This is a genomic window from Sinanaerobacter sp. ZZT-01, assembly GCF_035621135.1.
In the GTDB taxonomy this organism is placed as follows: Bacteria; Bacillota; Clostridia; order Peptostreptococcales; family Anaerovoracaceae; genus IOR16.
In genome coordinates this window covers 1,669,471-1,692,616 of the sequence record NZ_CP141728.1, presented here as the reverse complement: position 1 = coordinate 1,692,616, position 23,146 = coordinate 1,669,471, and the positions used below count along the sequence as shown (strand labels likewise).

Genomic DNA, 23,146 nt, shown 5'->3' with positions numbered 1-23,146 from the left:
TTCCCTTTATTCGTTCTAAGTGAAACAACGGATGCTTTTGTATTATCTAAACAAGGTCATCGTCTACGAAATCTTCTTCCAGATTTAATTCACCGTCGGTCTCTTCCAAGTCGTCATCATCCACCAATTCTTCACTGAATCCAGACTCTTCTTTAAAGAATTCATCTTCCGAAGAGACTGCCTCAATGTCTATAATACTTTCTAATCCGGATGCACTATCCAATTCATCTGATTCTTTAATTTCAATTTCCTGTTCGTCATCCGTTAAGACCTTTACATCCAACGCCAAACTCTGCATTTCCTTAATTAATACCTTAAAGGATTCTGGAATCCCCGGTTCAGGGATATTTTCATCCTTTACAATTGCTTCATATGTTTTCACACGCCCAACTACATCATCTGATTTTACAGTTAAAATCTCTTGCAGTGTATAAGCAGCACCATAGGCTTCCAAAGCCCATACTTCCATCTCTCCGAAACGCTGTCCGCCAAATTGTGCTTTACCGCCCAAAGGCTGCTGCGTAACGAGCGAATACGGCCCTGTACTTCTAGCATGGATTTTATCATCAACAAGGTGATGCAGCTTCAGCATATACATATATCCCACAGTTACCGGGTTATCAAACTCTTCACCCGTTCTACCGTCTCTTAAACAAAGTTTTCCACTTTCCGGGTAACCACATTCTTTTAATAGATCAATAATATCTATTTCACTTGCGCCATCAAATACCGGTGTTGAAATATACCACCCTCTATACTTAGCAGCCAAGCCTAAATGAACTTCCAATACCTGCCCGATATTCATACGAGAAGGAACGCCAAGAGGATTTAACATGACTTGCAGCGGTGTACCATCCTGCATAAAAGGCATATCTTCCTGTGGCAGAATCCTGGAAATAACACCTTTATTTCCATGGCGCCCTGCCATCTTATCTCCTACGTTTATTTTTCTCTTTGTAGCAATATAGCAGCGTACTAATTTATTGACACCAGGAGGTAATTCATCGCCGTTTTCTCTTGAGAAAATCTTGACATCAACAATGATTCCGGTCTCACCATGTGGTACACGCAAAGAAGTGTCTCGAACTTCTCTCGCTTTTTCTCCGAAAATAGCACGGAGCAATCTTTCTTCGGCTGTTAATTCCGTTTCACCCTTCGGTGTTACTTTTCCAACCAAAATATCAGATGCATCTACCTCCGCACCAATACGGATGATGCCTTCTTCATCTAAATCTTTTAATGCATCTTCCCCTACATTTGGAATATCTCTTGTAATTTCTTCTGGTCCTAATTTTGTATCTCTGGCCTCCGATTCATATTCTTCAATATGAATCGATGTCAAAGCATCTTCCATAAGAAGCTGTTCATTCAGAATAACAGCATCCTCATAGTTGTACCCTTCCCAAGTCATAAAGCCGATCAGCAGATTCTTTCCAAGTGCAACTTCTCCAAGATCCGTTGATGGACCGTCTGCAATCACTTCATTTTCTTCTACGTGCTCCCCATGTGATACGATTGGTTTTTGATTGATGCACGTGCCTTGGTTGGAACGTTTATATTTGAGCATCTTATATTCATCCAAGCCGCCGTCTTTATCTCTGCGGACTTTAATGCGTACTGCATCCACATATTCAACGACTCCTGAATTCTTAGCTAAGATTACAACTCCTGAATCGCAGGCAGCCTTATATTCCATACCGGTACCTACAATTGGAGCATCACTGACTAATAGAGGTACTGCCTGACGCTGCATGTTTGCTCCCATCAGGGCACGGTTTGCGTCATCATTCTCAAGGAATGGTATCAAAGCCGTTGCCACAGATACAACCTGTCTTGGCGATACATCCATGAAGTCTACAACTTCTCTATTATAAAGGTCAATTTCTCCGCCTGCTCCTCTTGCTACTACCTTGCGGTTAACAAAGTAGCCATCACTGTCTAACGGCTCGTTTGCCTGTGCAATGATAATTTGTTCCTCTTCATCGGCGGTTAAATAATAAATATCCTCAGTTACAATACCAGTCTGCTTATCCACCCTTCGATAAGGTGTTTCAATAAAACCATATTCATTTACAATTCCATATGTTGTAAGAGAACCAATCAAACCGATATTCGGACCTTCCGGCGTTTCAATCGGACACATTCTTCCATAGTGAGAATGGTGTACATCTCGAACTTCAAATCCGGCTCTCTCTCTGGACAGCCCACCAGGCCCCAGTGCAGAAAGTCTTCTTTTATGAGTCAGCTCCGCCAATGGATTGTTTTGATCCATAAACTGTGATAGCTGAGAACTTCCAAAGAATTCTTTAATTGCAGCAGTAACCGGCCGTATATTCATAAGTGCCTGTGGCGTTGTCACTTCAATATCCTGAATCGTCATTCTCTCTTTTACGACACGTTCCATACGCGCAAGACCAATACGAAATTGATTTTGCAACAATTCGCCGACAGTTCTTAATCTACGATTGCCTAGGTGGTCAATATCATCAACGGCTCCTATGCCATCGGAAAGATTCAAAATATAACTTACAGAAGCAATGATATCATCTAAAATAATGTGCTTTGGCGAAAGCTTATTTTTCATCGAAATCAAAGTTTCTTTTAAGCGTGCTTCTTCTGTATTATCTAAAATATAACGTAATACCGGATAGAAAACCTTTCTTGGCAGCTTGTTTTCTTCCAGGTCAAAATCTACATAGCTCTGTAAGTCGACAAAATTGTTTCCGATTACTTTTACGGTTCGTTCTTCATCGATCTTACTTAATACCATCATGCTCTCAACGCCGGCATTTTCAATCGCAAATCCCAAATCTCTTGAAATCTTTGTATTCGTTTCAACTAAAAGCTCGCCCGTAGCTGGATCAAATACATCCTCAGCGGCAACACAGCCTATGATACGGTTGCTCAGTCCTAATTTTTTATTATATTTATAACGGCCAACTCTAGCTAAGTCATACCTCTTGGCATCAAAAAACAACGCTTCAATTAAATCATAAGCGCTATCAAACGTAGCTGGCTCACCAGGTCTCAATTTCTTATATATTTCTTTTAAGCCTTCATCATAATTGCTTGTGACATCCTTTGCCATAGATTTATTCAATCTTTCATGGCTGCCAAAAATCGATTCAATTTCAGCATTATCCCCTTCATAAAGCGTCTTTGCAATCTCGGTAGAAAATTCATTATAGCGGCGAATCTTCTTTGCAAGTTCTGCTTCTGTGATATTCGGATTTTTTCTTCTTTCTGTTTCCACCTTATCATCGACAGACTTATAAGCTAAAGCTCTTAAAATAGTCGTGATTGGCTGCTTTCTGGTTCGATCTACACGAACCGAAATAATTTCATTGGAATCCGTTTCAAACTCCAGCCATGCTCCTCTATTTGGAATGATTGTAGTTGAAAACAGCTTATTATTTGATTTATCAATTGCTACATCATAATAAGGTCCTGGAGATCTTACGAGCTGTGTAACAACAACACGTTCTGCTCCATTATAGATAAAGGTACCTTTTTCGGTCATAATCGGAAAATCTCCCATAAAGACTTCCTGTTCCTTTACCTCTCCGGTTTCCTTATTGACTAGGCGAACTTTCACCTTTAAAGGCGCCGCATACGTCACGTCGCGTTCCTTACATTCTTCCTGACCGTATTTTGGTGCATCTGTTAAGGAATGTCCAATAAATTCCAGTACCAAATTGTCAGCATAATCCCGAATCGGGGATATGTCTTCAAAAACTTCTGTTAAGCCCTCTTCCAAAAACCATTTGTAAGAATCCGTCTGAATCTGAATCAGGTTGGGCATAGGAGCTACAACATTAATTTTTGAATAGCTCATGCGTTCTTTTTTACCTATTTTAACGGGTTGAGGCATGTTCTTCCCTCCTTGCATTGAAAACAAAATACTTTGCGTGGCAATGTACTATAATAGCATACGTTTTTCAACTAGTCAAGGAAATTATTGACTATTTCACAAAATATTAATCCAATTAAAAAGGAAATTTTTCCAAATTACTTCTCCTCTGTCGACTTCTTTCCATTTTTCTCTGCTTCTAGAGCTGATTAATAAGAAAAAAGGGAAAATGCTACATTCTCCCTCTTTCTTCATTCATTTTATTTCTCAGATTCTTTTATTCATTTTTCTACTATTTTAAACTTTACTTTATGCCTCTTTATTTCTTCCACCAAAGGAAACAAATCCAATGTATGCTAAAAATGCAAATCCAACAATCATCCAGCCTGCAGAGTGGAATTTATCCCAGTAACCCTTTAGATAGATTCCCACAACTAAAATAGGCAGTATATAAGTCATATATCCTCTTATAAAATTTGGAAAACGAATTCCTTCACCGGCGTTTGCCTCTTTGGTGAAGTTATCCCAACCCCATCCATACCGAGATGTACAGAAAATCAGATATACCATAGAACCCAGCGGAAGTAAATTGCTAGAAACAATAAAGTCTTCTAAGTCCATGATATTTGTTCCGGCTCCCAATGGCTGGATTGCAGAAAGAGTGGAAAAACCTAAAACACAAGGCATGGATAATATAATAACCGTAACAATATTTACCAATACTGCTTTTTTTCTTTCCCATCCCCATAAATCGATTGCAAAGGATATGATGTTTTCAAATACTGCAATGATCGTTGACAACGCAGCAAAAGACAGGAACAGAAAGAAAAAGGCTCCCCATACACGACCGCCCACCATTTTTTCAAAGATATTCGGCAGTGTAATAAAGACCAAACCCGGACCGGAATCAGGTTCTACATTAAATGCAAAACACGCTGGAATTACAATCAAACCTGCCATAATTGCAACAAAGGTATCCAAAAGTGTAATACTTGTAGCCTCACCCATCAAAGAGCGGGATTTATCTAAATAGCTCCCAAAAATCGCCATGGATCCAATACCGATACTCAATGTGAAGAAAGCCTGCGAAAGTGCTCCGAACACTACATTTCCAATTCCATTATCTATCATCTTTGCAAAGTCAGGAACCAGATAAAATTTAATTCCCTCCCCTGCACCTTCCAAAGTAAGCACACGTGCAACAAGCACAATCATAATAGCTAAAAGACATATCATCATAATCTTTGTGATACGTTCCACACCATTTTTTAACCCAACTGAACAAATAGCAAAAGCCAAAAGAACAGCAATAACCATCCAAAGTGTCATTGTCCCTGGGCTTCCAAGCATATTTGCAAATCCATCTCCAACTTCTTGCGGTGAGGCTCCTACAAATTCGCCAGCCATCATGCGATAACAATAATAAAGCATCCAGCCGCCAACCATAGTGTAAAACATCATAAGTACATAGTTTCCGATCATTCCAAAATAGCCAAAATTATGGAACTTGCTTCCCTTTGGCTCTAATACACGGAAAGAAGATGCCACACTTTTTTGACTCGCACGCCCAACTGCAAACTCACAAACCATGATTGGTAATCCTAAAATAACTAAGAATATTAAATAGATAAGTATAAATGCGGCGCCACCATACTGGCCTGCCATGTATGGAAATTTCCACACATTTCCTAATCCGACAGCACATCCCGCGGAAACAAGAATAAATCCTAACCGCGACCCAAATTTTTCTCTTTCTGCCATAAAAAAACACATCCTTTCTCTATTATTATATTTTATTATTGCATCAAGCGCAATCTACACTTAGTATAATATAATGCTTTTATTTTCAGGTCAATCATCTGCAATTACAGCAATGTCCACTTCTCCAGCAGATAATTCTGCTGAATATGTATTTCACAGTATTTTCTAAATCCATCTTATAAAATTATCGCCTGTTCCTTTACCCAAAAAAGGATGTGTCGCAATTTCAAGTTATTTTTATTTTTTAAATTACTCCCCTATTCCGACAAAATAGTCAAATAAAATACCGAGCAGGATGACCTGCTCGGTATTTTATCGTTGACTAAGCGATTCACTTATTTTTTTGTTACAAGTTGTAATTCCACCGGAATATAGGTATCGATATTTTCGCCGCCGATTACCTTTAATGCTGCATCAACACCGCTTGCACCAATTTCCTTTGGAAGCTGCTGTACCGTAGCAGCCATCGTCCCTGCTTCTACCGCAGCGATTGCATCGTCCGTTGCATCAAAACCAACTACCAAAATGTCTCTTCCGGAATCTTTGATTGCTTCTAATGCACCTAGAGCCATTTCATCATTGTGCGCAAATACAGCATCAATTTCCGGCTGTGCTTGCAAAATATTTTCCATTACGGAAAGTCCTTCTGCACGGTCAAAGTTTGCAGTCTGCTTTGCAACTACTTCTAATCCGCTGTCCTTGATTGCTTTATTAAATCCTTCTCCGCGGTCTCTTGCTGCTGATGCACCGGGGATTCCTTCTAATTCAACCACTTTCCCTTTTCCATCAAGCTTTTCAATGATATATTTCCCCGCCATTTCTCCGCCTGCAACATTATCCGATGCAATATGAACTGCAACTTCACCAGAATTCGCTGCACGGTCTAATGTAATGACCGGAATACCTGCTTCATTAGCAGCTGCAACAGCACTTCCAACCGCATCCGAATCTGTTGGATTAATTAGAATGAGATCCACTCCTTGCGTAATTAAATCTTCCACATTAGACATTTCTGTTGAAGCGTCATCCTGAGAATCTAAAACGACAAGCGTAGCTTTTAATTCATCTGCTTTCGCCTGTGCCCCATCTCTCAAATCAACAAAAAATGGATTGTTTAATGTAGATACTACAAGTCCGATAGTGGGTGTATCGCCTTCTTCTGCTGGTTTTTCAGCGCCACACGCACCCATTCCAAAAGCAAGAATCACCACTAATAAAATAAGAAATCCTTTTTTCATTTTTTTTCCTCCTCACTTTAGGTTAAAAAATTCTATCTATTTTAATCCAATACGGATTAAAATCTTAGCGCAACGCCTTCTGCTGCCGATCAAGCAGTACGGCTATTAAAATAACAATCCCCTTTGCAACACCTTGATAGTAGGATGGCACCTGCATTAGATTCAAAGCATTATTCAAAATCCCAATAATCAATGCACCAATTGCTGTACCGAATATACTTCCTACTCCTCCAGACATGCTGGTTCCGCCCAATACAACAGCGGCAATCGCATCCAATTCATACCCTTCTCCTGCTGTAGGCTGTGCCGAACCTAGTCGAGCAGTGACCAGAATTCCTGCAAGAGCAGCTAATAAGCCAGCTGCCCCGTATACAAATATTTTAATACGATCCACCTTAATACCGGAATATATCGTTGCTTCTTCGTTAGAACCTAGCGAATAAATGTAGCGTCCAATTCTCATATATCTCAAAATATAATATGCAATGATAAAGACGAGAATCATAATGTAAACAGGAACTGGAATTCCGACAAAAAATCCTTTTCCTATTTTACTAAACAATTCTGCATGTTCCGCGCCTCTCGTACTGATTGGTTTTCCTTGTGTGTAAACCAGAGTCGCACCTCGGAGCAAAGTCATTGTACCTAATGTAGCGATAAAGGGTTGTATTCTCCCCTTACTAATTAACAAGCCGTTGACAATTCCAATCCCAACGCCCAAAAGAAGTGTTAAAAGCAATGTCAATGCGACGTCCATGCCTGCAGCAATCATCGTTGCTGCAACAGCACCGCAAATACCCAAAACCGATCCTACAGAAAGGTCAATTCCTCCAATTAGAATCGCAAATGTCATCCCCGTAGCAATCACTGCATTAATTGATGTCTGACGTAAAACCGTGATGATATTTCCCCATGTAAAAAAACGTTCGCTCAGAAAAGACATGACCAGTGCTAAAATGAATAATACAATGAATGGCTTATTTTTTCTAATGACCTCTTTTATTGCTGTTTCTTTTCTTAAATACTGCATTCCGTTTTCACCTCTTTTCCAACCGCTAAGCCCATAATTTTTTCTTGGTCTGCTTCTCTTTGACTTAACTCACCAGTGATTTCGCCTTCGTGCATGACCACAATACGGTCACTCATACCCAGTATTTCCGGAATTTCTGAGGATATCATTAAAATACTCATCCCTTCCATTTTAAAGCGATTGATTAAGTCATATATTTCTTTTTTAGCTCCAACATCCACACCTCGAGTCGGTTCATCTAAAATTAAAATCTTAGGACTAACATTCAAATTTTTTGCCAAAGAAACTTTTTGTTGGTTCCCTCCGCTTAAATACTTAAGAAGCTGTCTGCTCCCAGAAGTTTTGATGGACATATCTTTCATATATTGCTGTGCGGATAATTCTTCTTTCTTACGATAAAGATTCCCAAGCTTCCCGCTGAATTTTTTTAAAGATGCCAAGGTAACATTTTCTGTGACGCACATCCCCAGTACAATACCATTATTCTTTCGATCTTCCGAAACATAAGCAATGCCATGCTTTAATGCATCGGTAGGGCTATTAATTTTTATCTTTTTTCCATCTATAAATAATTCACCTTCCTGGATTTTATAAATACCGTAAATCGTTCTTGCAAGTTCAGTCCGTCCGGATCCCATAAGCCCCGCTATTCCAACAATCTCATTTGCCCTTAATTCCAAATTTATATTTTTAACAAACAAATTTCCCATATTTTTAATTTCCAAAATGGTTTTTCCAGGTTCACAGGAAACTCTTGGATATTGTTCCGTTAATTTTCTTCCAACCATATTTTCAATTATTTTATCTTCATCAAGCTCAGATATCGGCATCTCGCATACAAATTGACCATCCCTTAATATCGTAACATCATCACATATTTTAAAAATTTCTTTTAGGCGATGTGATATGTAGATGATGCTCTTCCCCTCTGCCTTCAAGTCTAAAATAACTTCAAATAGTTTTCTTGTCTCAGAAACCGTAAGTGCACCAGTTGGCTCATCCATAATCAATATTCTTGCATTTAAGGAAAGTGCTTTTGCAATTTCAACTAACTGTTGTTTCCCCACACTGATGTTTTTGACTAACGTTTCCGGATTTTCATTCAATCCTAATTTTTCAAGCCATATCTTTGCATCTTCATTTAATTTTTTCCAATTCATCTGTACGCCAAATGAAAGCGGTTCTCTTCCGAGAAATATATTTTCTGCTATGGATAAATCTTTGATTAAATTCAGTTCTTGATGAATAATTGCAATTCCTTTTGCTTGTGACTGCCGGATATCTTGAAATGCAACCTTCTCTCCATCGATCATAATTTCGCCTTGGTTTTTTTGATAAGCTCCCGTTAGAATTTTCATCAATGTCGATTTACCTGCTCCGTTTTCACCCAAAAGAGCCATAATTCGACCCTCGTAGATATTAAAATCTACATTTTTTAAAACAGGAACACCGGAAAAGCTTTTGCTTATCCCTTTCATCTCAATCAATTTGCTGGGCAATCACGACACCTCCGTTTAAAATACAACACCAGAAATCAATATAATGTTTGCATAAGGAGTAAATTCTCCTGTTCTTATGGCACCTACACATCTTTGTGTTTCTTCTTTAAATGTCTCGTGAGGAATATATACCACACCCAATTCTGTCTCTTCTTTTTGCTCCATTGCAAACAGCAGATCAATGACTTTCTGATGCAGCTGCGGACTAACGTGTGCAAATTCTTCTGCCATAATTACCTTTTCAATCTTCTGCTCTGACAAGACAGCTTCTAAAACTGTCAAAAAGTCTGGTACTCCCTCCGAAACCGCTAGATCAATCTGCTGAACCTTATCTGAAACGGGAAGACCAGCATCACCGATTACAAGCCGATCTTTGTGCCGCATTCTTGCAATCAGATAAGAAATATCTGATTGCAGCAGCTTTGTTTTTTTCATTTTATTCTTCTCCTTTTTTTAACCATTCCGTAAATGCATCAACTTCTTTTTTATACGGAAGCGATGTTTGCGCCCCTTCTTTTGTTACAGTCATGGCACCAACTTTCATTGCATATTCAATTGCTGCATCCATACAGTCTCCTCTCTCTAAGCAGACTGCCAGTGCCCCGTTGAAACTATCCCCCGCCGCAGTTGCATCGACACTTTTAACATTATAAGCATGAAATCTTTTCGCCGTATCTTTCGTAACATGTACACAACCTTTTTCTCCAAGTGTAACAACAATTTCTCCGACTCCGTTTTTTATTAATACTCTAGAGGCATCGATCAACTTCTGCTCCGTGTCAATTCTGCCCCCCGTTAACGTCTCCAGTTCTGTTTCATTCGGTGTTAAAACATCTATATTCTTTAGAACGGCCCTTCTAAGACTCCATGCAGGTGCCGGGTTTAGAATGGTTTTCTTCCCGGCCTCCTTTGCCAAAGTCAGAGCCGTTTCTACAACATCCATCGTTGTCTCCAATTGTAAAAGTACAATGTCTGTATCTTGAATTACTGCTTTTTTATCTTTTATATCATCCACGCTAAGCGCATAATTTGCTCCCGGTGCAACCGTAATCATATTGTTCCCAAATTCTTCAACAAGAATTGCAGCTACGCCGGTAGAACTATCTTTTTTTTCAAAAATATGTTTTGTATTTACTCCGTCTTTCTCTAGCGTTTGTTTCAGCACTTGACCCATTTGATCTTCTCCAATGCAGCCAATCATCTGAACATCTGCTCCTAGTCTTGCAATTGCAGCTGCTTGGTTTGCGCCTTTACCGCCGGGAACCTGTTTAAATTTTCTTCCCATGATCGTTTCTCCCGGTTTGGGCAATCTTGGGGTATTGATGACTAAATCCATATTTAAGCTTCCTATTACTGTAATCATAAGATCCCCCTTTACTTTGTAGATTGTCTAATAAGCAGTTCCGTTCCTAGAATTAAACGGTCTTTCTGCTTGTTATCATTTGCGCCATGTTCTATGACATTTACCAGTAGCTCTACCGCCTTATATCCCATTTCATATTTGGGCTGCCGTATTGTTGTAAGCGGCGGTGTTGTCATCTTGGCAATATAAATATCATCAAATCCCAGTATCCCTACATCTTTGGGAACGTGAATTCCGAATTCCTTTAAGGCCTTAATTGCACCAATTGCAATCAAGTCATTTCCACAAAATACAGAATCAAAGGGAACGAATTCTTTTTTCAGTTCACAAATCGCCTCATAACCCCATTGACTCCGGTAGCAGCCTCTCTTTACCCTCTTTTCATAATAAGGAAGGCCATGCTCCTGCAAGGCACTTCTATATCCCTCTAAACGGTCCTGGGCGGTCTTCGTTTTCATCGAACCTGCAATATATGCAATCTCTTTATAGCCTTTCTGAATCAAATAACATGCTCCACTCATCGATGCACTCTTGTTATCAACCAGAACTCTTCCCACCACATTGTCTGATTTAGAATCTCTATCAATTAAAACAATTGGAATATTAAGTTTACTGAAATCTGCTTCTTCTTTCTCTGCAGAATGGGCAAAAATAATCCCGTCTACCATCTTTTCTGTTAATATTTTTATATAATTCTCCTGTCTCTTTATTTTATCGTCCGTATTGCAATAGATTACGCTATATCCCCATTTACTTGCTGCATCTTCTGCACCTCTTGCAATTTCGGGAAAAAATGGATTTGTAATATCGGGGATGATCAATCCAATTATTTTTGTTTGTTTCGTAACTAAACTACGGGCCATTACATTTGGAACATAACCTCTTTCGGTAATTAAATCCAATACACGTTTTCTTGTTTCATCACTTATGTTCTTATCTTTATGGTTGCAGATCATAGAAACCGTAGCAATTGACACACCCGCTTCTTTTGCAATATCCTTCATCGTCACTTGTCTTTTCATGCCAATCTCCTCAGAGAGCTCTTATCTATGCTTTAGTTAAACGTTTAACTAAATTTATATTTATTCTACTATAGAGTATTTCAAATTACAACTTAAAATTTTATTTTATCCATTTATCAATTGTTTCAATCAATCCTTTTAACAGTTAATTTCATTGAATAAAAAAACCGCTGCACATTCCATGCAACGGTTTTTTGATGTCTAGCTCTTTTAAAAACAAAATTATTTTAATTCTACGGAAGCTCCAACTTCTTCTAACTTTGTTTTGATTTCATTTGCTTCTTCTTTCGTGATGCCTTCCTTTAAGGTTGCAGGAGCACCATCTACCATATCTTTTGCTTCCTTAAGTCCAAGACCTGTAATTTCTCTTACTGCCTTGATAACCTTAATCTTTTCACCACCTGCAGCAGTTAAGATTACATTAAACTCAGTCTGTTCTTCAGCAGCAGCATCACCACCTGCAGCACCAACTACAGCAACTGGAGCAGCAGCAGATACGCCGAACTCTTCTTCACAAGCCTTAACTAATTCATTTAATTCTAAAACGGTCATCGCTTTGATCGCTTCAATGATCTGATCTTTGTTCATTTTTCAATCCTCCATATAGATTTTTATTTAGAAAACTTTATTTACATTTTCATTATTTGTTTTTGATACACTGCTTTATTCAGCAGGTTTTTCATCTGCAATCGCCTGTAAAGTACGTACAAATTTGGATACAGGGGACTGGATGCTTCCCATAAATTTCGCAATCATCTCATCTCTGGATGGTAAGTTTGCAATCGCTTGAACGCCTTCTGCATCAAAGAAAGTTCCTTCAATGACGCCAGCCTTAAATGCCATTTTTTTATAATCTTTGATTACTCCGTTTAATACTCTGGCAGGTGCTACTGCATCATCATAGCTGATTGCAATGGCACTCGGTCCTTCCAAAACATCTTTCAGTCCTTCATAAGGTGTTCCTTCTATTGCTCTAACCATCAATGTATTTTTATATACCGTGTAATCAACGTTTGCTTCACGAAGCTTTTTTCTCATTGCGTCCGCCTGTGCAACAGTCGTTCCGATGTAATCAATGATAACAGCAGACTGTGCTTTTTCAAGCTTTTCTTTGATTTCATCAATAATCAGCTGTTTTGCCTGTAAATGTTCTACTGACATATCAATCTCCTTTCCGGCTTTTATAAAAAAAAGCCTTTTCGGTTCTGTAGACGGAAAAGGCTCATAATTATATGATTCAATAACCTCGGCAGGATATTAAGTCCATATTCGGACACCGGCTGTCTACAGTTCTTATTTACTTTTTAAGTGATCTCCCTTACAGGGTAATCTTCAGTGCATTTACCTTTACTCCAGGTCCCATAGTTGTCGCTACAGTTACACTCTTCAAATACTGTCCTTTCGCTACGGACGGCTTTGCCTTTAAGATTGCTTCCAGCAATGCATTAAAGTTATCGACCAACTTTTCCGGTCCAAAGGAAACCTTTCCGATTGGTGTATGGATGATGTTTGTTTTATCAAGTCTATATTCAACTTTACCAGCCTTAATTTCTTGAAGTGCTTTTTCAACATCCATAGTAACAGTTCCAGATTTTGGATTTGGCATTAAGCCCTTAGGACCTAATACTTTACCTAATCTACCAACAACACCCATCATATCAGGGGTCGCAACCACTACATCAAAATCAAACCAATTCTCTTTTTGAATTCTTTGCGCTAATTCATCTGCACCTACATAGTCAGCTCCAGCCGCTTCTGCTTCCTTCGCCTTATCACCTTTTGCAAATACAAGAACTTTCTTTGATTTTCCAGTTCCATGCGGAAGTACAATTGCACCTCTAACCTGCTGGTCAGCGTGTCTTCCATCAACACCAAGCTTAATGTGAACTTCTACTGTTTCATCAAACTTAGCTTTCGCTGTCTGCACCGCTAATGCGAGTGCTTCATTTACTTCATAAAAGTTGGCTCTGTCTACCAATTTTGCAGAGTCCTGATACTTTTTACCTTTTTTAGGCATTGTTTACCTCCTTGTGGTACAAACGGTTCTTTTCAAACCTCCCACTATTTTAGTCTTCAATAACGATTCCCATGCTTCTTGCTGTACCCTTGACCATGGATGTTGCAGACTCAAGGTTTGCAGCATTCAAATCAGGCATTTTAAGTTTCGCGATTTCTTCTACCTGTGCAGTCGTCAATGTAGCAACCTTTTTCTTATTCGGTTCACCAGAAGCGGACTGAATATTTGCTGCTTTCTTTAATAAAACTGCTGCAGGCGGAGTTTTCGTTACAAACGTAAACGATCTGTCAGAATATACCGTAATCACAACCGGTATAATCATTCCAGGCTGATCAGCCGTCTTTGCATTAAATTGCTTACAGAAATCCATGATATTTACACCCTTTTGTCCAAGTGCCGGACCTACCGGTGGTGCAGGTGTTGCATTACCAGCAGCAATCTGAAGCTTAATTAAACCTTCTACTTTCTTTGCCATCTCTATCTCTCCTTTCTTTCTTTACACCATAAAGCTACCCTTATCGGGTAAGTTCACTCGTAAAGAATAGTCGTTCTGATGCAAATTCATCATTATTTAAATTAATCTTATTTGCTAAGTTCACTAGATTTTATCAACCTGTCCGAATTCCAATTCGACCGGGGTATCTCTTCCAAACATAGATATTTTAACCTTAAGAATTTGTTTATCCATATTGACCTCTTCTACAACACCCATGAAGCTTTCAAATGGTCCATTAATTACCTTAACATTATCGCCAGGATCAATATCCAAATCAATGTATACCTTTTCAATACCCATTCTTCGAACTTCTTCATCAGATAGTGGAATTGGTTCGGAACCATGTCCGACAAATCCGGTTACACCCTGTGTATTTCTAACCAAATACCAGGATTCATTGGTTACAATCATCTTTACAATAACATAACCCGGAAACATCTTTCTGGTTTTAACCTTACGTTGACCGTTTTTAATCTCTACGCGATCTTCCGTAGGTACTACAATAGCAAGAACCAAATCTTGCATACCCCTATTCTCAACAAGTTTTTCAATATTAACTTTTACTTTGTTTTCGTGGCCAGAATAAGTGTGCACAACATACCATTTGGCAAGCTTAGAAGGATCGGTATCATCCACTCTTCCATCTTTGATGACTTCTCTTCCCACGGATTCTCCCGCTTCCGACTCGATCAAAGATTCTTCTTCCACAAATTCTTCCCTATTATTTTCATCTGACATTTTTGCCTTCCTTTTCGTCTAAACTCTTAGAAAGTAATTTTTAAAATGCCCTGCAACGCAGCTAGAAATACGCTGTCTACCAGCCAAATTCCAAGAGCAGAAACAGCACAAGTCAATATAACCACACTGGTATAAGAGGAGAGTTCCTTCTTAGTGGGCCATACTACTTTCTTCATCTCTGTCTTGATTCCTCTAAAATACTCACGCGTACCGCCTGAATTTTTTACAGCTGTGTTTTTATCTGCCATTTTTCACACCTCCTATTATTTGGTTTCCTTGTGAAGTGTGTGCTTTTTACAGAATTTGCAATACTTATCAAACTCAAGACGATCTGGATCGTTCTTTTTGTTCTTTGTCGTGTTGTAGTTCCTTTGCTTGCATTCTGCGCACGCTAATGTAACCTTTACTCTCATGACTGACCTCCATTATAAATTTTCAAAGCAGCAAATGAATTGTTGCTTATCTCTTTATTTTATGACACACGGTGAACAATTTTATCATTTAATCATAGATTCACTTTATAAACCTACCATAGTTGTTCTCATATGTCAATATATTTATTTTAAACGGCAATTCATATTAATTTGTAAAGCCTCTCAAAATGAAATACCATTTAAAAAGACCTCCGTATATCGGCAGGCCATTGTCTATACTATTATTCTACACTTAAATGAATGAAAATACAAGCCAAACTATAATACAATCAAAAATAATTCCAAGGGGAACAAAAAGACGAAATGTCCAATGCTTTGTTTTATGTCGAAATACAAGCATCCCTGCTCCAATCCCAATTCCGCCCAAACACCAGGCAGAGAAAAAAAGTGTTTTTTCAGGAATACGCCATTTATGCTTAATGGCACACCGCTTATCCCATCCCATTAAAAAAAATGAAAAAACGTTCCAAATAATTAATAGCAGGATTCCCATTTCAAATATCATCACGTACCCCTTTTACAGAATCTTTTGTTTCACTCAAACGAAAAATCCGGAAGAAAATTCCGTTTTTATCTAAAAAAGCCCAATCCAAAGATTGGGCTTTTAAAACGTTTGTTTCTTATAAGCGATTAAGCTTCAATTTTAGATACAACTCCAGATGCTACTGTTCTTCCGCCTTCACGGATAGCGAAACGTAGTCCTTCTTCAATTGCGATTGGAGTAATCAGTTCGATCTTCATGCTGATGTTATCTCCAGGCATACACATTTCTGTTCCTTCCGGTAACGTTACGTTTCCAGTTACGTCTGTTGTTCTGAAATAGAACTGTGGTCTATATCCGTTAAAGAATGGTGTATGACGTCCGCCTTCTTCCTTCTTTAATACATATACCTCTGAACTGAACTTTGTGTGCGGGTGAATCGTTCCAGGTGCTGCTAATACTTGACCTCTCTCGATTTCACTTCTCTGGATTCCACGAAGCAATGCTCCGATGTTATCTCCTGCTTCTCCCTGATCCAATAGCTTACGGAACATTTCAATTCCTGTTACGACTACTTTTCTTGCTTCTTCTGCAAGTCCTACGATTTCTACTTCGTCGGATACCTTCAGAATTCCTCTTTCTACTCTTCCTGTTGCTACAGTTCCTCTTCCTGTGATTGAGAATACATCTTCCACCGGCATCAAGAATGGTTTGTCTGTTGCTCTTGTAGGCTCTGGAATGTATGCATCTACCTGCTCGAACAATTCAACGATCTTATCTCCCCATGGGCCTTCTGGATTGTTCAATGCTTCCAGTGCGGATCCTCTGATGATTGGTGTATCATCTCCTGGGAATTCATATAAGTCAAGTAATTCTCTTACTTCCATTTCTACTAAGTCTAGCAGCTCTTCGTCATCTACCATATCGCACTTGTTTAAGAATACTACGATGTATGGTACGCCTACCTGTCTGGAAAGCAGGATATGCTCTCTTGTCTGCGGCATTGGTCCATCTGTCGCTGCTACTACCAAGATCGCTCCGTCCATCTGCGCTGCTCCTGTGATCATGTTCTTTACATAGTCAGCATGTCCCGGACAGTCTACGTGTGCGTAATGTCTATTTGGTGTCTCATACTCTACGTGGGACGTTGCAATCGTGATTCCTCTTTCTCTTTCTTCCGGCGCTTTGTCGATCTGGTCAAATGCTACCTGTTCGCCTAGTCCGTATCTCTGATGAAGAGTTCTTGTAATTGCAGCCGTTAATGTAGTCTTTCCGTGGTCAACGTGACCAATTGTACCAATGTTTACATGTGGTTTCGTTCTCTCAAATTTAGCCTTTGCCATTTGAATACTCCTCCCTTTTACTTGCGTCTTTCACAAATATCTTTCATAAATTAATTTCATTTGTTAGTAAAATTGGAGCTGTTGAGCAGGTTCGAACTGCCTACCTCTTCCTTACCAAGGAAGTGCTCTACCTACTGAGCTACAACAGCAAATCAAATATAGACAAGCCGCCTATACCGTTTCATATTCTACTATGGTTTAGGTATGAATGTCAACCTCTTTTCTGTTTTCTTTTTAATTTCCGTTTCTAAAATAAGCTGCAATTTTTCTCTTTGTTCTTTGTATTGCGTTATCAATTGTTTTCGGATTTTTCCCCATTTGTTCAGCAATTTGTATGTAACTGCTTCCCTGTAAATATTCATACCATACCTTTAATTCCAATTCGCTGAACAATTCTGCCCCATTGCCATGTATATAATCAACAACTTCTTTTAAAAGTAGTCTCGCCTCCGGATCTGAATTGCTATCGGAAAATAGGGTCTCCTGCAAGGTATTATTCCCATTTTCCTCTGACAGCGGCTTACTTAAAGAAATTGAAGTGTTTAAGGGTGCATGCTTCAATCTGCTTGCTCTTTTAATTGCCGTGATGATTTGACGATTGATACAAAGCTCAGCAAAGGTACGAAATGAAGCCTTTCTATCCGCTCTATAACTGCGTATCGCTTTAAAAATGCCGATCATCCCTTCTTGAGCAACATCTTCGCGATCAGCGCCTGCCATAAAGTAAAGATGCGCTTTGGTTTTCACAACATCTTTATATTTTCGGATTAAATATTCTTCCGCATCCGTATTGCCGTTCTGCGCCAATTGGACTAATTCTTCCTCTGTGTACTGATCTCTAAAAGGCATCCAGTCATTTGTATCATCCTCTTGAAGTTTCTTTTCTTCCAAACGTTCCAAATTTTCTTTGCTCATATTCTTAATCCCATTCCCCTATCTGCTATCTAATCATTTAATCCTTGCTTTTATTCTTTGGCGCATTACTTCATACATCAATACTGCAGCCGCATTCGATGCATTCAAAGAACTAATCTTCCCTTTCATTGGAATGGAAAGTATAAAATCGCAAGTTTCACGAACCAAACGGCTCACTCCTTGACCTTCTCCCCCTACAACAATCGCAATGCCCCCTGTCAAGTTCGCTTCATAAAAGGTCTCTCCTTTCATGTCACAAGCAGCAATCCACAGACCCTTTTTCTTTAATTTGTCAATTGTCTGCACCAAATTAGAAACTTTTGCGACCGGCACATATTCAATCGCTCCTGCCGAAGCTTTTGCCACTGTGTCGGTAAGCGAAACCGAACGGCGGTTTGGGATAACGATGCCATGCGCACCAACTGCATCTGCTGTACGCATAATTGCACCTAGATTATGCGGATCTTCTAAGCCATCCAATAAAATCAAAAATGGTTCTTCATCCTTTTTAACGGCAATTTCTAGAATGTCCTCAATTTCATAATACCCATATGCAGCAATATATGCAGCTACCCCTTGATGACTTCCGGCTCCTGCAATCCGATCTAACGCCGCTTTATCAACGTATTGTAGCATAACTTTCTGTTCACGTGCCATTGCCGCAATCTTCTTAATGGAACCTTCTCCATCTTTTTGCATGATTATTTTATCTATTTTGCGGCCATTTTTAAGTGCTTCAATAATTGGATTCCTCCCAATTATCAAATTTGCATTCACATTTTCATTCTGCTTCACCAAGCTTATTTTCTCCTATACTCCATAAAACGATAAGAATACCCGTTTTCTTCAATTGGGTCCTCATCTGTTACAACATCCCACTCCGATTGTTCATCTAAATTTGGAAAATGCTTATCAGCCTCCGGAAAAGCAAAATCTATTTTTGTGACATAAACTGCTGTGCAATATTCCAAAAGCTGCCGGTATATTTTTTCACCACCGATTACAAACGAATCTTCCATATCTCCATTTTCAATCAGCTCTGTAAACAGGGCACCGATAGAGCCACATACCGTAAAATCACACCGAAGAAAATCCTCTGTCAAATTTACATTTTCCGTCAACACTATATTTTTCCTGCCAGGTAACGGGTGTTGCTTCGGAAGAGATTGCAGGGTCGCTCGTCCCATAATCACAGTGCTTCCCATCGTAATTTCTTTGAAATGTTTCAAATCTCCGCAAAGATGAGCCAAAAGCCCGCCATCTTTTCCAATCGCCCAGTTTTGATCCACTACCACAATTGCCTTCATCCCATATCTCCTTCCATTTAAACCGCTACCGGAATACCTTTTATCTGTGCACCTGCCTCATACCCTTCAAATATAAAGTCATCCACCGTAAAATCATAAAAATTCTTTATATTTGGGTTCATTTTCAATTTAGGAGCAGGATGCTGTGGACGCTGAATCAATTCTTTTACTAAAGGAATATGGCGATCATAGATGTGAGCGTCCGCAATAACATGTACGAATTCTCCAACCTGAAAATCGTTTACCTGGGCAAGCATATGCACCAAAATTGCATATTGCGCGACATTCCAATTATTCGCCACCAAAATATCCTGTGAACGCTGATTCAAAATTGCATTCAAACGCCCATCCGTTACATTAAATGTCACACTATACGCACATGGGTATAAATTCATTTCATGCAAGTCTTCATGTACATAAATGTTTGTCATGATTCTTCTGCTGTATGGGTTATGCTTTAAATCGTAGAGTACGCGATCGACCTGATCCATCTCTCCCTCACTGTATTTATGTTTTACTGACAACTGATATCCGTAAGCTTTTCCAATGGAACCCTCCTCATCTGCCCAAGCATCCCAAATGTGACTCGCTAGGTCGCTGACATGATTGGATTTTTTGCTCCAAATCCAAAGAAGTTCATCAATTGCTGATTTCATTGGTGTAGGTCTTAATGTCAGCGCTGGAAATTCCTTCGCTAAATCATATCTATTTACTACTCCAAATTTTTTTATTGTATGCGCCGGTGTTCCATCCTCCCAAACCGCACGGACATTTTGCCCCTCGGAAGAATATCCATTCTCAATAATATCGCTGCACATCCCTACAAAAATTTGATCCGCCTTGCTCATTGTGTCTCCTCTATTTCTCATTAAGTATTATTTATTATCTATCGTTTCATTTATTTTATCATAGTTCTATAATTTCACAACCACATTCTCAATTGCGTACTTTTAAATTAATCACATCGAATTAAAAATATCTATAATAATTTATATGAAATATTTTCTGTTTTTCTTACTTCGCTTACGGTTTTCCTCTGCACGGTAAAGTATAAATAATGCAAATGCCATTAAAATGCACAAAAACGCAATTAGGATCCATGCCGATTCCATACTATGTTCCAAAAGAAACAGGCCGAAAGCCAGCGGTCCAAATGCTTTTCCTATCCCTCTGGCAAATTCGTACAGAGACTGAAACCGTGCCCTGTGGCTCTCCGGTGAATGCGATGCTATGTATTCACCGGAACAGGTTGAAATTAAAATTTCTCCGGAAGTCCACACAGCTACCAAGATCACATACAACACAATCGACTGTGTGAACGCATAAAATCCAAATCCTGCTGCATATAGCAATGCCGCTATAAACATATTAAGCAGAGGTTCTTTTTTCTTTGTCAAAAATACCAAAATCGGAGATACGGTCACCACCACAATGCCATTACAGGCACTCATAATTCCAAAATATCTTGCACCCACCTCAACTCCAAATATGTCTTTTACTTGCAAAGGCAGAATAAAGTCTATTTCAATATAACAAAAAGTCAGTACAGCCAGGCATAAAATAAAACAGAAAAGAATAGGACGCTCCAGCAAAAGTAAAAATAAGCTTCGATCCGCTTCCCTTCTTTTTTCTTCTCCCAAGTTCGAAATCGTTTCACTTTCGGTTTTTTCTGTATTGATACAACTTGCCTCTGCAATTGGCATCGTATCACTTATGAAAAAAAACACAAGCAATGCAGTCAAGAAGCAGCTGATGCCCTGCCCCCAAAAAATCCAAGGCGTATGATTGTAAAAGAGCATCCCTGCAATCAAAGGTCCCATAGATATGCCAATGTTGGTGCTTAAGTACAACAAAGAAAAGCATTCTCTCCGATTGTTTACATTTGACAGATCTGTAATCATCGCTGCAAGAACAGGCATAGTCATACTAACAAAAAAGTAAACCACTACAACCACAGGCACTACCCAAAATTCTTCGCAGACAACGCCTCCAAAAAACAAGGAAACGACACAGCCGGTCAGAGCAAAAAGATAAATTTTTTTTCTCCCAAATCGATCTGCCAGCTTTCCGGCAAGCAAGGTTCCCATTATGTTTGCCGCTGCTATGTAAAGCATTACTTTTCCGATTTGAAATTCATTATAACCTAACCGTGTATTCAGCAGCAATGAGAGAAATGGGTAAATGAACATCCCCATCGCTGTAATCATGCGTGCCAAAGAAAGCAAATAAATCGGTTTAGGCAGCCCGCTATATTGACGAATCGCATTCAATTGTCTTTACCATATTGGCCGGAACCACTGCCTTATCAAATGCTTCTGCAGTTAACAACCCTAGCTTAACGGCTGCTTCCCTGAGTGTAATTCCCTCTTTGTGTGCAGTCTTTGCAACCTTCGCTGCATTTTCATATCCGATATGCGGATTCAACGCCGTTACCAGCATCAAAGAACGGTCTAAATTCTCTTTAATCCTTTCCTCATTTGGAACAATACCGACCGCACAATGGATACGAAAAGAAACCAATGCGGTTGTAAGAAGCCGGACTGACTGTAAAAAATTATAAATCATCATAGGCATAAACACATTAAGCTGAAAATTTCCCTGCGACGCGCCCATTCCAATCGCCACATCATTTGCCATTACCTGTACACAGGCCATCGTCATCGCTTCACACTGTGTCGGATTTACTTTTCCGGGCATGATCGAACTTCCCGGTTCGTTCTCTGGAATACAGATTTCACCAATGCCGCAGCGCGGCCCACTGGCCAGCCAGCGTACATCATTTGCAATTTTCATTAAGTTACATGCCAACGCTTTTAAAGCTCCATGTGCATACACCAACGCATCCTTGCTGGTCAGAGCGTGGAATTTATTTGGTGCCGTTTCAAATTCTTTTTCTGTAAGCTTTGAAATTTCTTCTGCAACCAATGCACCGAATTTCTCCGGCGCGTTTAATCCGGTACCGACTGCCGTTCCTCCTAAGGCCAGCTCTTTTAAGCCTTGTTCGGAGTTCATAATCATATCTGCACACTTTGCAAGCATCTCCTGCCATGCGCTGATTTCTTGACCAAGTGTCAGCGGCGTCGCATCCTGCAGATGCGTTCTTCCTGTTTTAATTATGCTGCTATATTTATCTGACAGTTCACGAAATGTTTCTTCCAGCTGCCAGATCGCCGGCAACAAATCATTTTCCAATTCCATAAGTGCTGCTATATGCATCGCCGTCGGGAACGTATCGTTAGAGCTTTGCGATTTATTGACATGATCATTCGGGTGTAGGAGCGTTTCCCCTAAAATTTCATTTCCCCGATTCGCAACGACTTCATTTACATTCATGTTAGACTGAGTCCCGCTCCCGGTCTGCCAAACAACCAACGGAAACTGTTCATCCAATTTTCCTTTTATGATCTCATCGCACACTGCAGAGATTGCGTTTGCCCTTTTTTCATCTAATGTTCCAAGCTTGCAGTTCGTAAGCGCCGCAGCTTTTTTTAAGACGCCAAAAGCCCTTATTATCTCGGTCGGCATTCTTTCGCCTCCGATTTTAAAGTTTTCAAAACTCCGCTGTGTCTGCGCTCCCCAATATTTATCCGCTGGTACCTTTACTTCTCCCATGGTATCATGTTCAATTCGATATTCCATTCCGTTCCTCCTA

General features: G+C 39.5%; 23 protein-coding genes, 1 tRNA gene and 1 other annotated feature. All 24 genes read right to left on the bottom strand.

Going from position 1 to position 23,146, the window contains the following annotated elements:
- Positions 1-46 precede the first annotated feature (46 nt).
- Complete coding sequence (locus tag U5921_RS08025; RefSeq protein ID WP_324822028.1) at positions 47-3,871, bottom strand: DNA-directed RNA polymerase subunit beta; 3,825 nt, start codon at positions 3,869-3,871, stop codon at positions 47-49.
- Positions 3,872-4,159: 288 nt separating this feature from the next.
- On the bottom strand, positions 4,160-5,611 hold the full coding sequence (locus tag U5921_RS08020; RefSeq protein ID WP_324822024.1) for a sodium-dependent transporter: 1,452 nt from the start codon (positions 5,609-5,611) through the stop codon (positions 4,160-4,162).
- Between the two features lie 335 nt (positions 5,612-5,946).
- Positions 5,947-6,849: a ribose ABC transporter substrate-binding protein RbsB gene (rbsB, locus tag U5921_RS08015; protein WP_324822021.1), complete on the bottom strand. Its 903-nt coding sequence runs from the start codon at positions 6,847-6,849 to the stop codon at positions 5,947-5,949.
- A 64-nt stretch (positions 6,850-6,913) separates the two neighbouring features.
- Positions 6,914-7,879: a ribose ABC transporter permease gene (rbsC, locus tag U5921_RS08010; RefSeq protein ID WP_324825946.1), complete on the bottom strand. Its 966-nt coding sequence runs from the start codon at positions 7,877-7,879 to the stop codon at positions 6,914-6,916.
- Complete coding sequence (locus U5921_RS08005) at positions 7,867-9,357, bottom strand: sugar ABC transporter ATP-binding protein (RefSeq protein WP_324825970.1); 1,491 nt, start codon at positions 9,355-9,357, stop codon at positions 7,867-7,869. The genes rbsC and U5921_RS08005 overlap by 13 nt, the downstream gene beginning before the upstream one ends.
- A 36-nt stretch (positions 9,358-9,393) precedes the next feature.
- Positions 9,394-9,813 (bottom strand): D-ribose pyranase, encoded by a 420-nt coding sequence (rbsD, locus tag U5921_RS08000; protein WP_324825945.1) that lies wholly within the window; start codon positions 9,811-9,813, stop codon positions 9,394-9,396.
- A gap of 1 nt (position 9,814) precedes the next feature.
- A complete protein-coding gene (rbsK, locus tag U5921_RS07995; RefSeq protein ID WP_324825944.1) occupies positions 9,815-10,741 on the bottom strand; it encodes a ribokinase in 927 nt (308 codons plus the stop codon).
- An 11-nt stretch (positions 10,742-10,752) separates the two neighbouring features.
- Entirely contained in the window at positions 10,753-11,763 is a 1,011-nt protein-coding gene (locus U5921_RS07990) for a LacI family DNA-binding transcriptional regulator (RefSeq protein ID WP_324825943.1), read from the bottom strand.
- Between the two features lie 222 nt (positions 11,764-11,985).
- The gene (gene rplL, locus U5921_RS07985; RefSeq protein WP_324825942.1) at positions 11,986-12,351 is read right to left on the bottom strand and encodes a 50S ribosomal protein L7/L12; all 366 of its coding nucleotides are present in this window, start codon (positions 12,349-12,351) and stop codon (positions 11,986-11,988) included.
- Positions 12,352-12,426: 75 nt separating this feature from the next.
- Complete coding sequence (rplJ, locus tag U5921_RS07980; RefSeq protein ID WP_324825941.1) at positions 12,427-12,924, bottom strand: 50S ribosomal protein L10; 498 nt, start codon at positions 12,922-12,924, stop codon at positions 12,427-12,429.
- 18 nt (positions 12,925-12,942) lie between these two features.
- Positions 12,943-13,071 (bottom strand) — a sequence feature (ribosomal protein L10 leader region).
- Positions 13,072-13,081: 10 nt separating this feature from the next.
- A complete protein-coding gene (gene rplA / locus U5921_RS07975; protein WP_324825940.1) occupies positions 13,082-13,780 on the bottom strand; it encodes a 50S ribosomal protein L1 in 699 nt (232 codons plus the stop codon).
- A gap of 49 nt (positions 13,781-13,829) precedes the next feature.
- Complete coding sequence (gene rplK / locus U5921_RS07970) at positions 13,830-14,255, bottom strand: 50S ribosomal protein L11 (RefSeq protein WP_324825939.1); 426 nt, start codon at positions 14,253-14,255, stop codon at positions 13,830-13,832.
- A gap of 123 nt (positions 14,256-14,378) precedes the next feature.
- Entirely contained in the window at positions 14,379-14,912 is a 534-nt protein-coding gene (gene nusG, locus U5921_RS07965) for a transcription termination/antitermination protein NusG (RefSeq protein ID WP_324825969.1), read from the bottom strand.
- A 128-nt stretch (positions 14,913-15,040) separates the two neighbouring features.
- The gene (secE, locus tag U5921_RS07960) at positions 15,041-15,262 is read right to left on the bottom strand and encodes a preprotein translocase subunit SecE (RefSeq protein WP_324825938.1); all 222 of its coding nucleotides are present in this window, start codon (positions 15,260-15,262) and stop codon (positions 15,041-15,043) included.
- Between the two features lie 15 nt (positions 15,263-15,277).
- Positions 15,278-15,427, bottom strand: coding sequence for a 50S ribosomal protein L33 (gene rpmG / locus U5921_RS07955; protein WP_324825937.1), 150 nt, complete (start codon positions 15,425-15,427; stop codon positions 15,278-15,280).
- A 253-nt stretch (positions 15,428-15,680) separates the two neighbouring features.
- Positions 15,681-15,953 carry a DUF1294 domain-containing protein gene (locus tag U5921_RS07950; protein ID WP_324825936.1) on the bottom strand — a complete coding sequence of 91 codons (273 nt, stop codon included), beginning with the start codon at positions 15,951-15,953 and terminating at the stop codon, positions 15,681-15,683.
- Between the two features lie 125 nt (positions 15,954-16,078).
- Positions 16,079-17,272: an elongation factor Tu gene (gene tuf / locus U5921_RS07945; protein ID WP_324822043.1), complete on the bottom strand. Its 1,194-nt coding sequence runs from the start codon at positions 17,270-17,272 to the stop codon at positions 16,079-16,081.
- Between the two features lie 73 nt (positions 17,273-17,345).
- Positions 17,346-17,421, bottom strand: a tRNA-Thr gene (locus tag U5921_RS07940).
- A gap of 85 nt (positions 17,422-17,506) precedes the next feature.
- Positions 17,507-18,187 (bottom strand): RNA polymerase sporulation sigma factor SigH, encoded by a 681-nt coding sequence (sigH, locus tag U5921_RS07935; RefSeq protein WP_324825935.1) that lies wholly within the window; start codon positions 18,185-18,187, stop codon positions 17,507-17,509.
- A gap of 33 nt (positions 18,188-18,220) precedes the next feature.
- Complete coding sequence (rlmB, locus tag U5921_RS07930; protein ID WP_417765055.1) at positions 18,221-18,982, bottom strand: 23S rRNA (guanosine(2251)-2'-O)-methyltransferase RlmB; 762 nt, start codon at positions 18,980-18,982, stop codon at positions 18,221-18,223.
- A gap of 5 nt (positions 18,983-18,987) precedes the next feature.
- Positions 18,988-19,494, bottom strand: coding sequence for a dihydrofolate reductase (locus U5921_RS07925; RefSeq protein ID WP_324825933.1), 507 nt, complete (start codon positions 19,492-19,494; stop codon positions 18,988-18,990).
- Between the two features lie 17 nt (positions 19,495-19,511).
- Positions 19,512-20,342: a thymidylate synthase gene (gene thyA, locus U5921_RS07920; protein WP_324825932.1), complete on the bottom strand. Its 831-nt coding sequence runs from the start codon at positions 20,340-20,342 to the stop codon at positions 19,512-19,514.
- 141 nt (positions 20,343-20,483) lie between these two features.
- Positions 20,484-21,764: an MFS transporter gene (locus tag U5921_RS07915; protein WP_324825931.1), complete on the bottom strand. Its 1,281-nt coding sequence runs from the start codon at positions 21,762-21,764 to the stop codon at positions 20,484-20,486.
- Positions 21,742-23,133 carry a class II fumarate hydratase gene (gene fumC, locus U5921_RS07910; RefSeq protein ID WP_324825930.1) on the bottom strand — a complete coding sequence of 464 codons (1,392 nt, stop codon included), beginning with the start codon at positions 23,131-23,133 and terminating at the stop codon, positions 21,742-21,744. Before fumC ends, U5921_RS07915 begins: the two co-directional genes overlap by 23 nt.
- Positions 23,134-23,146 lie beyond the last annotated feature (13 nt).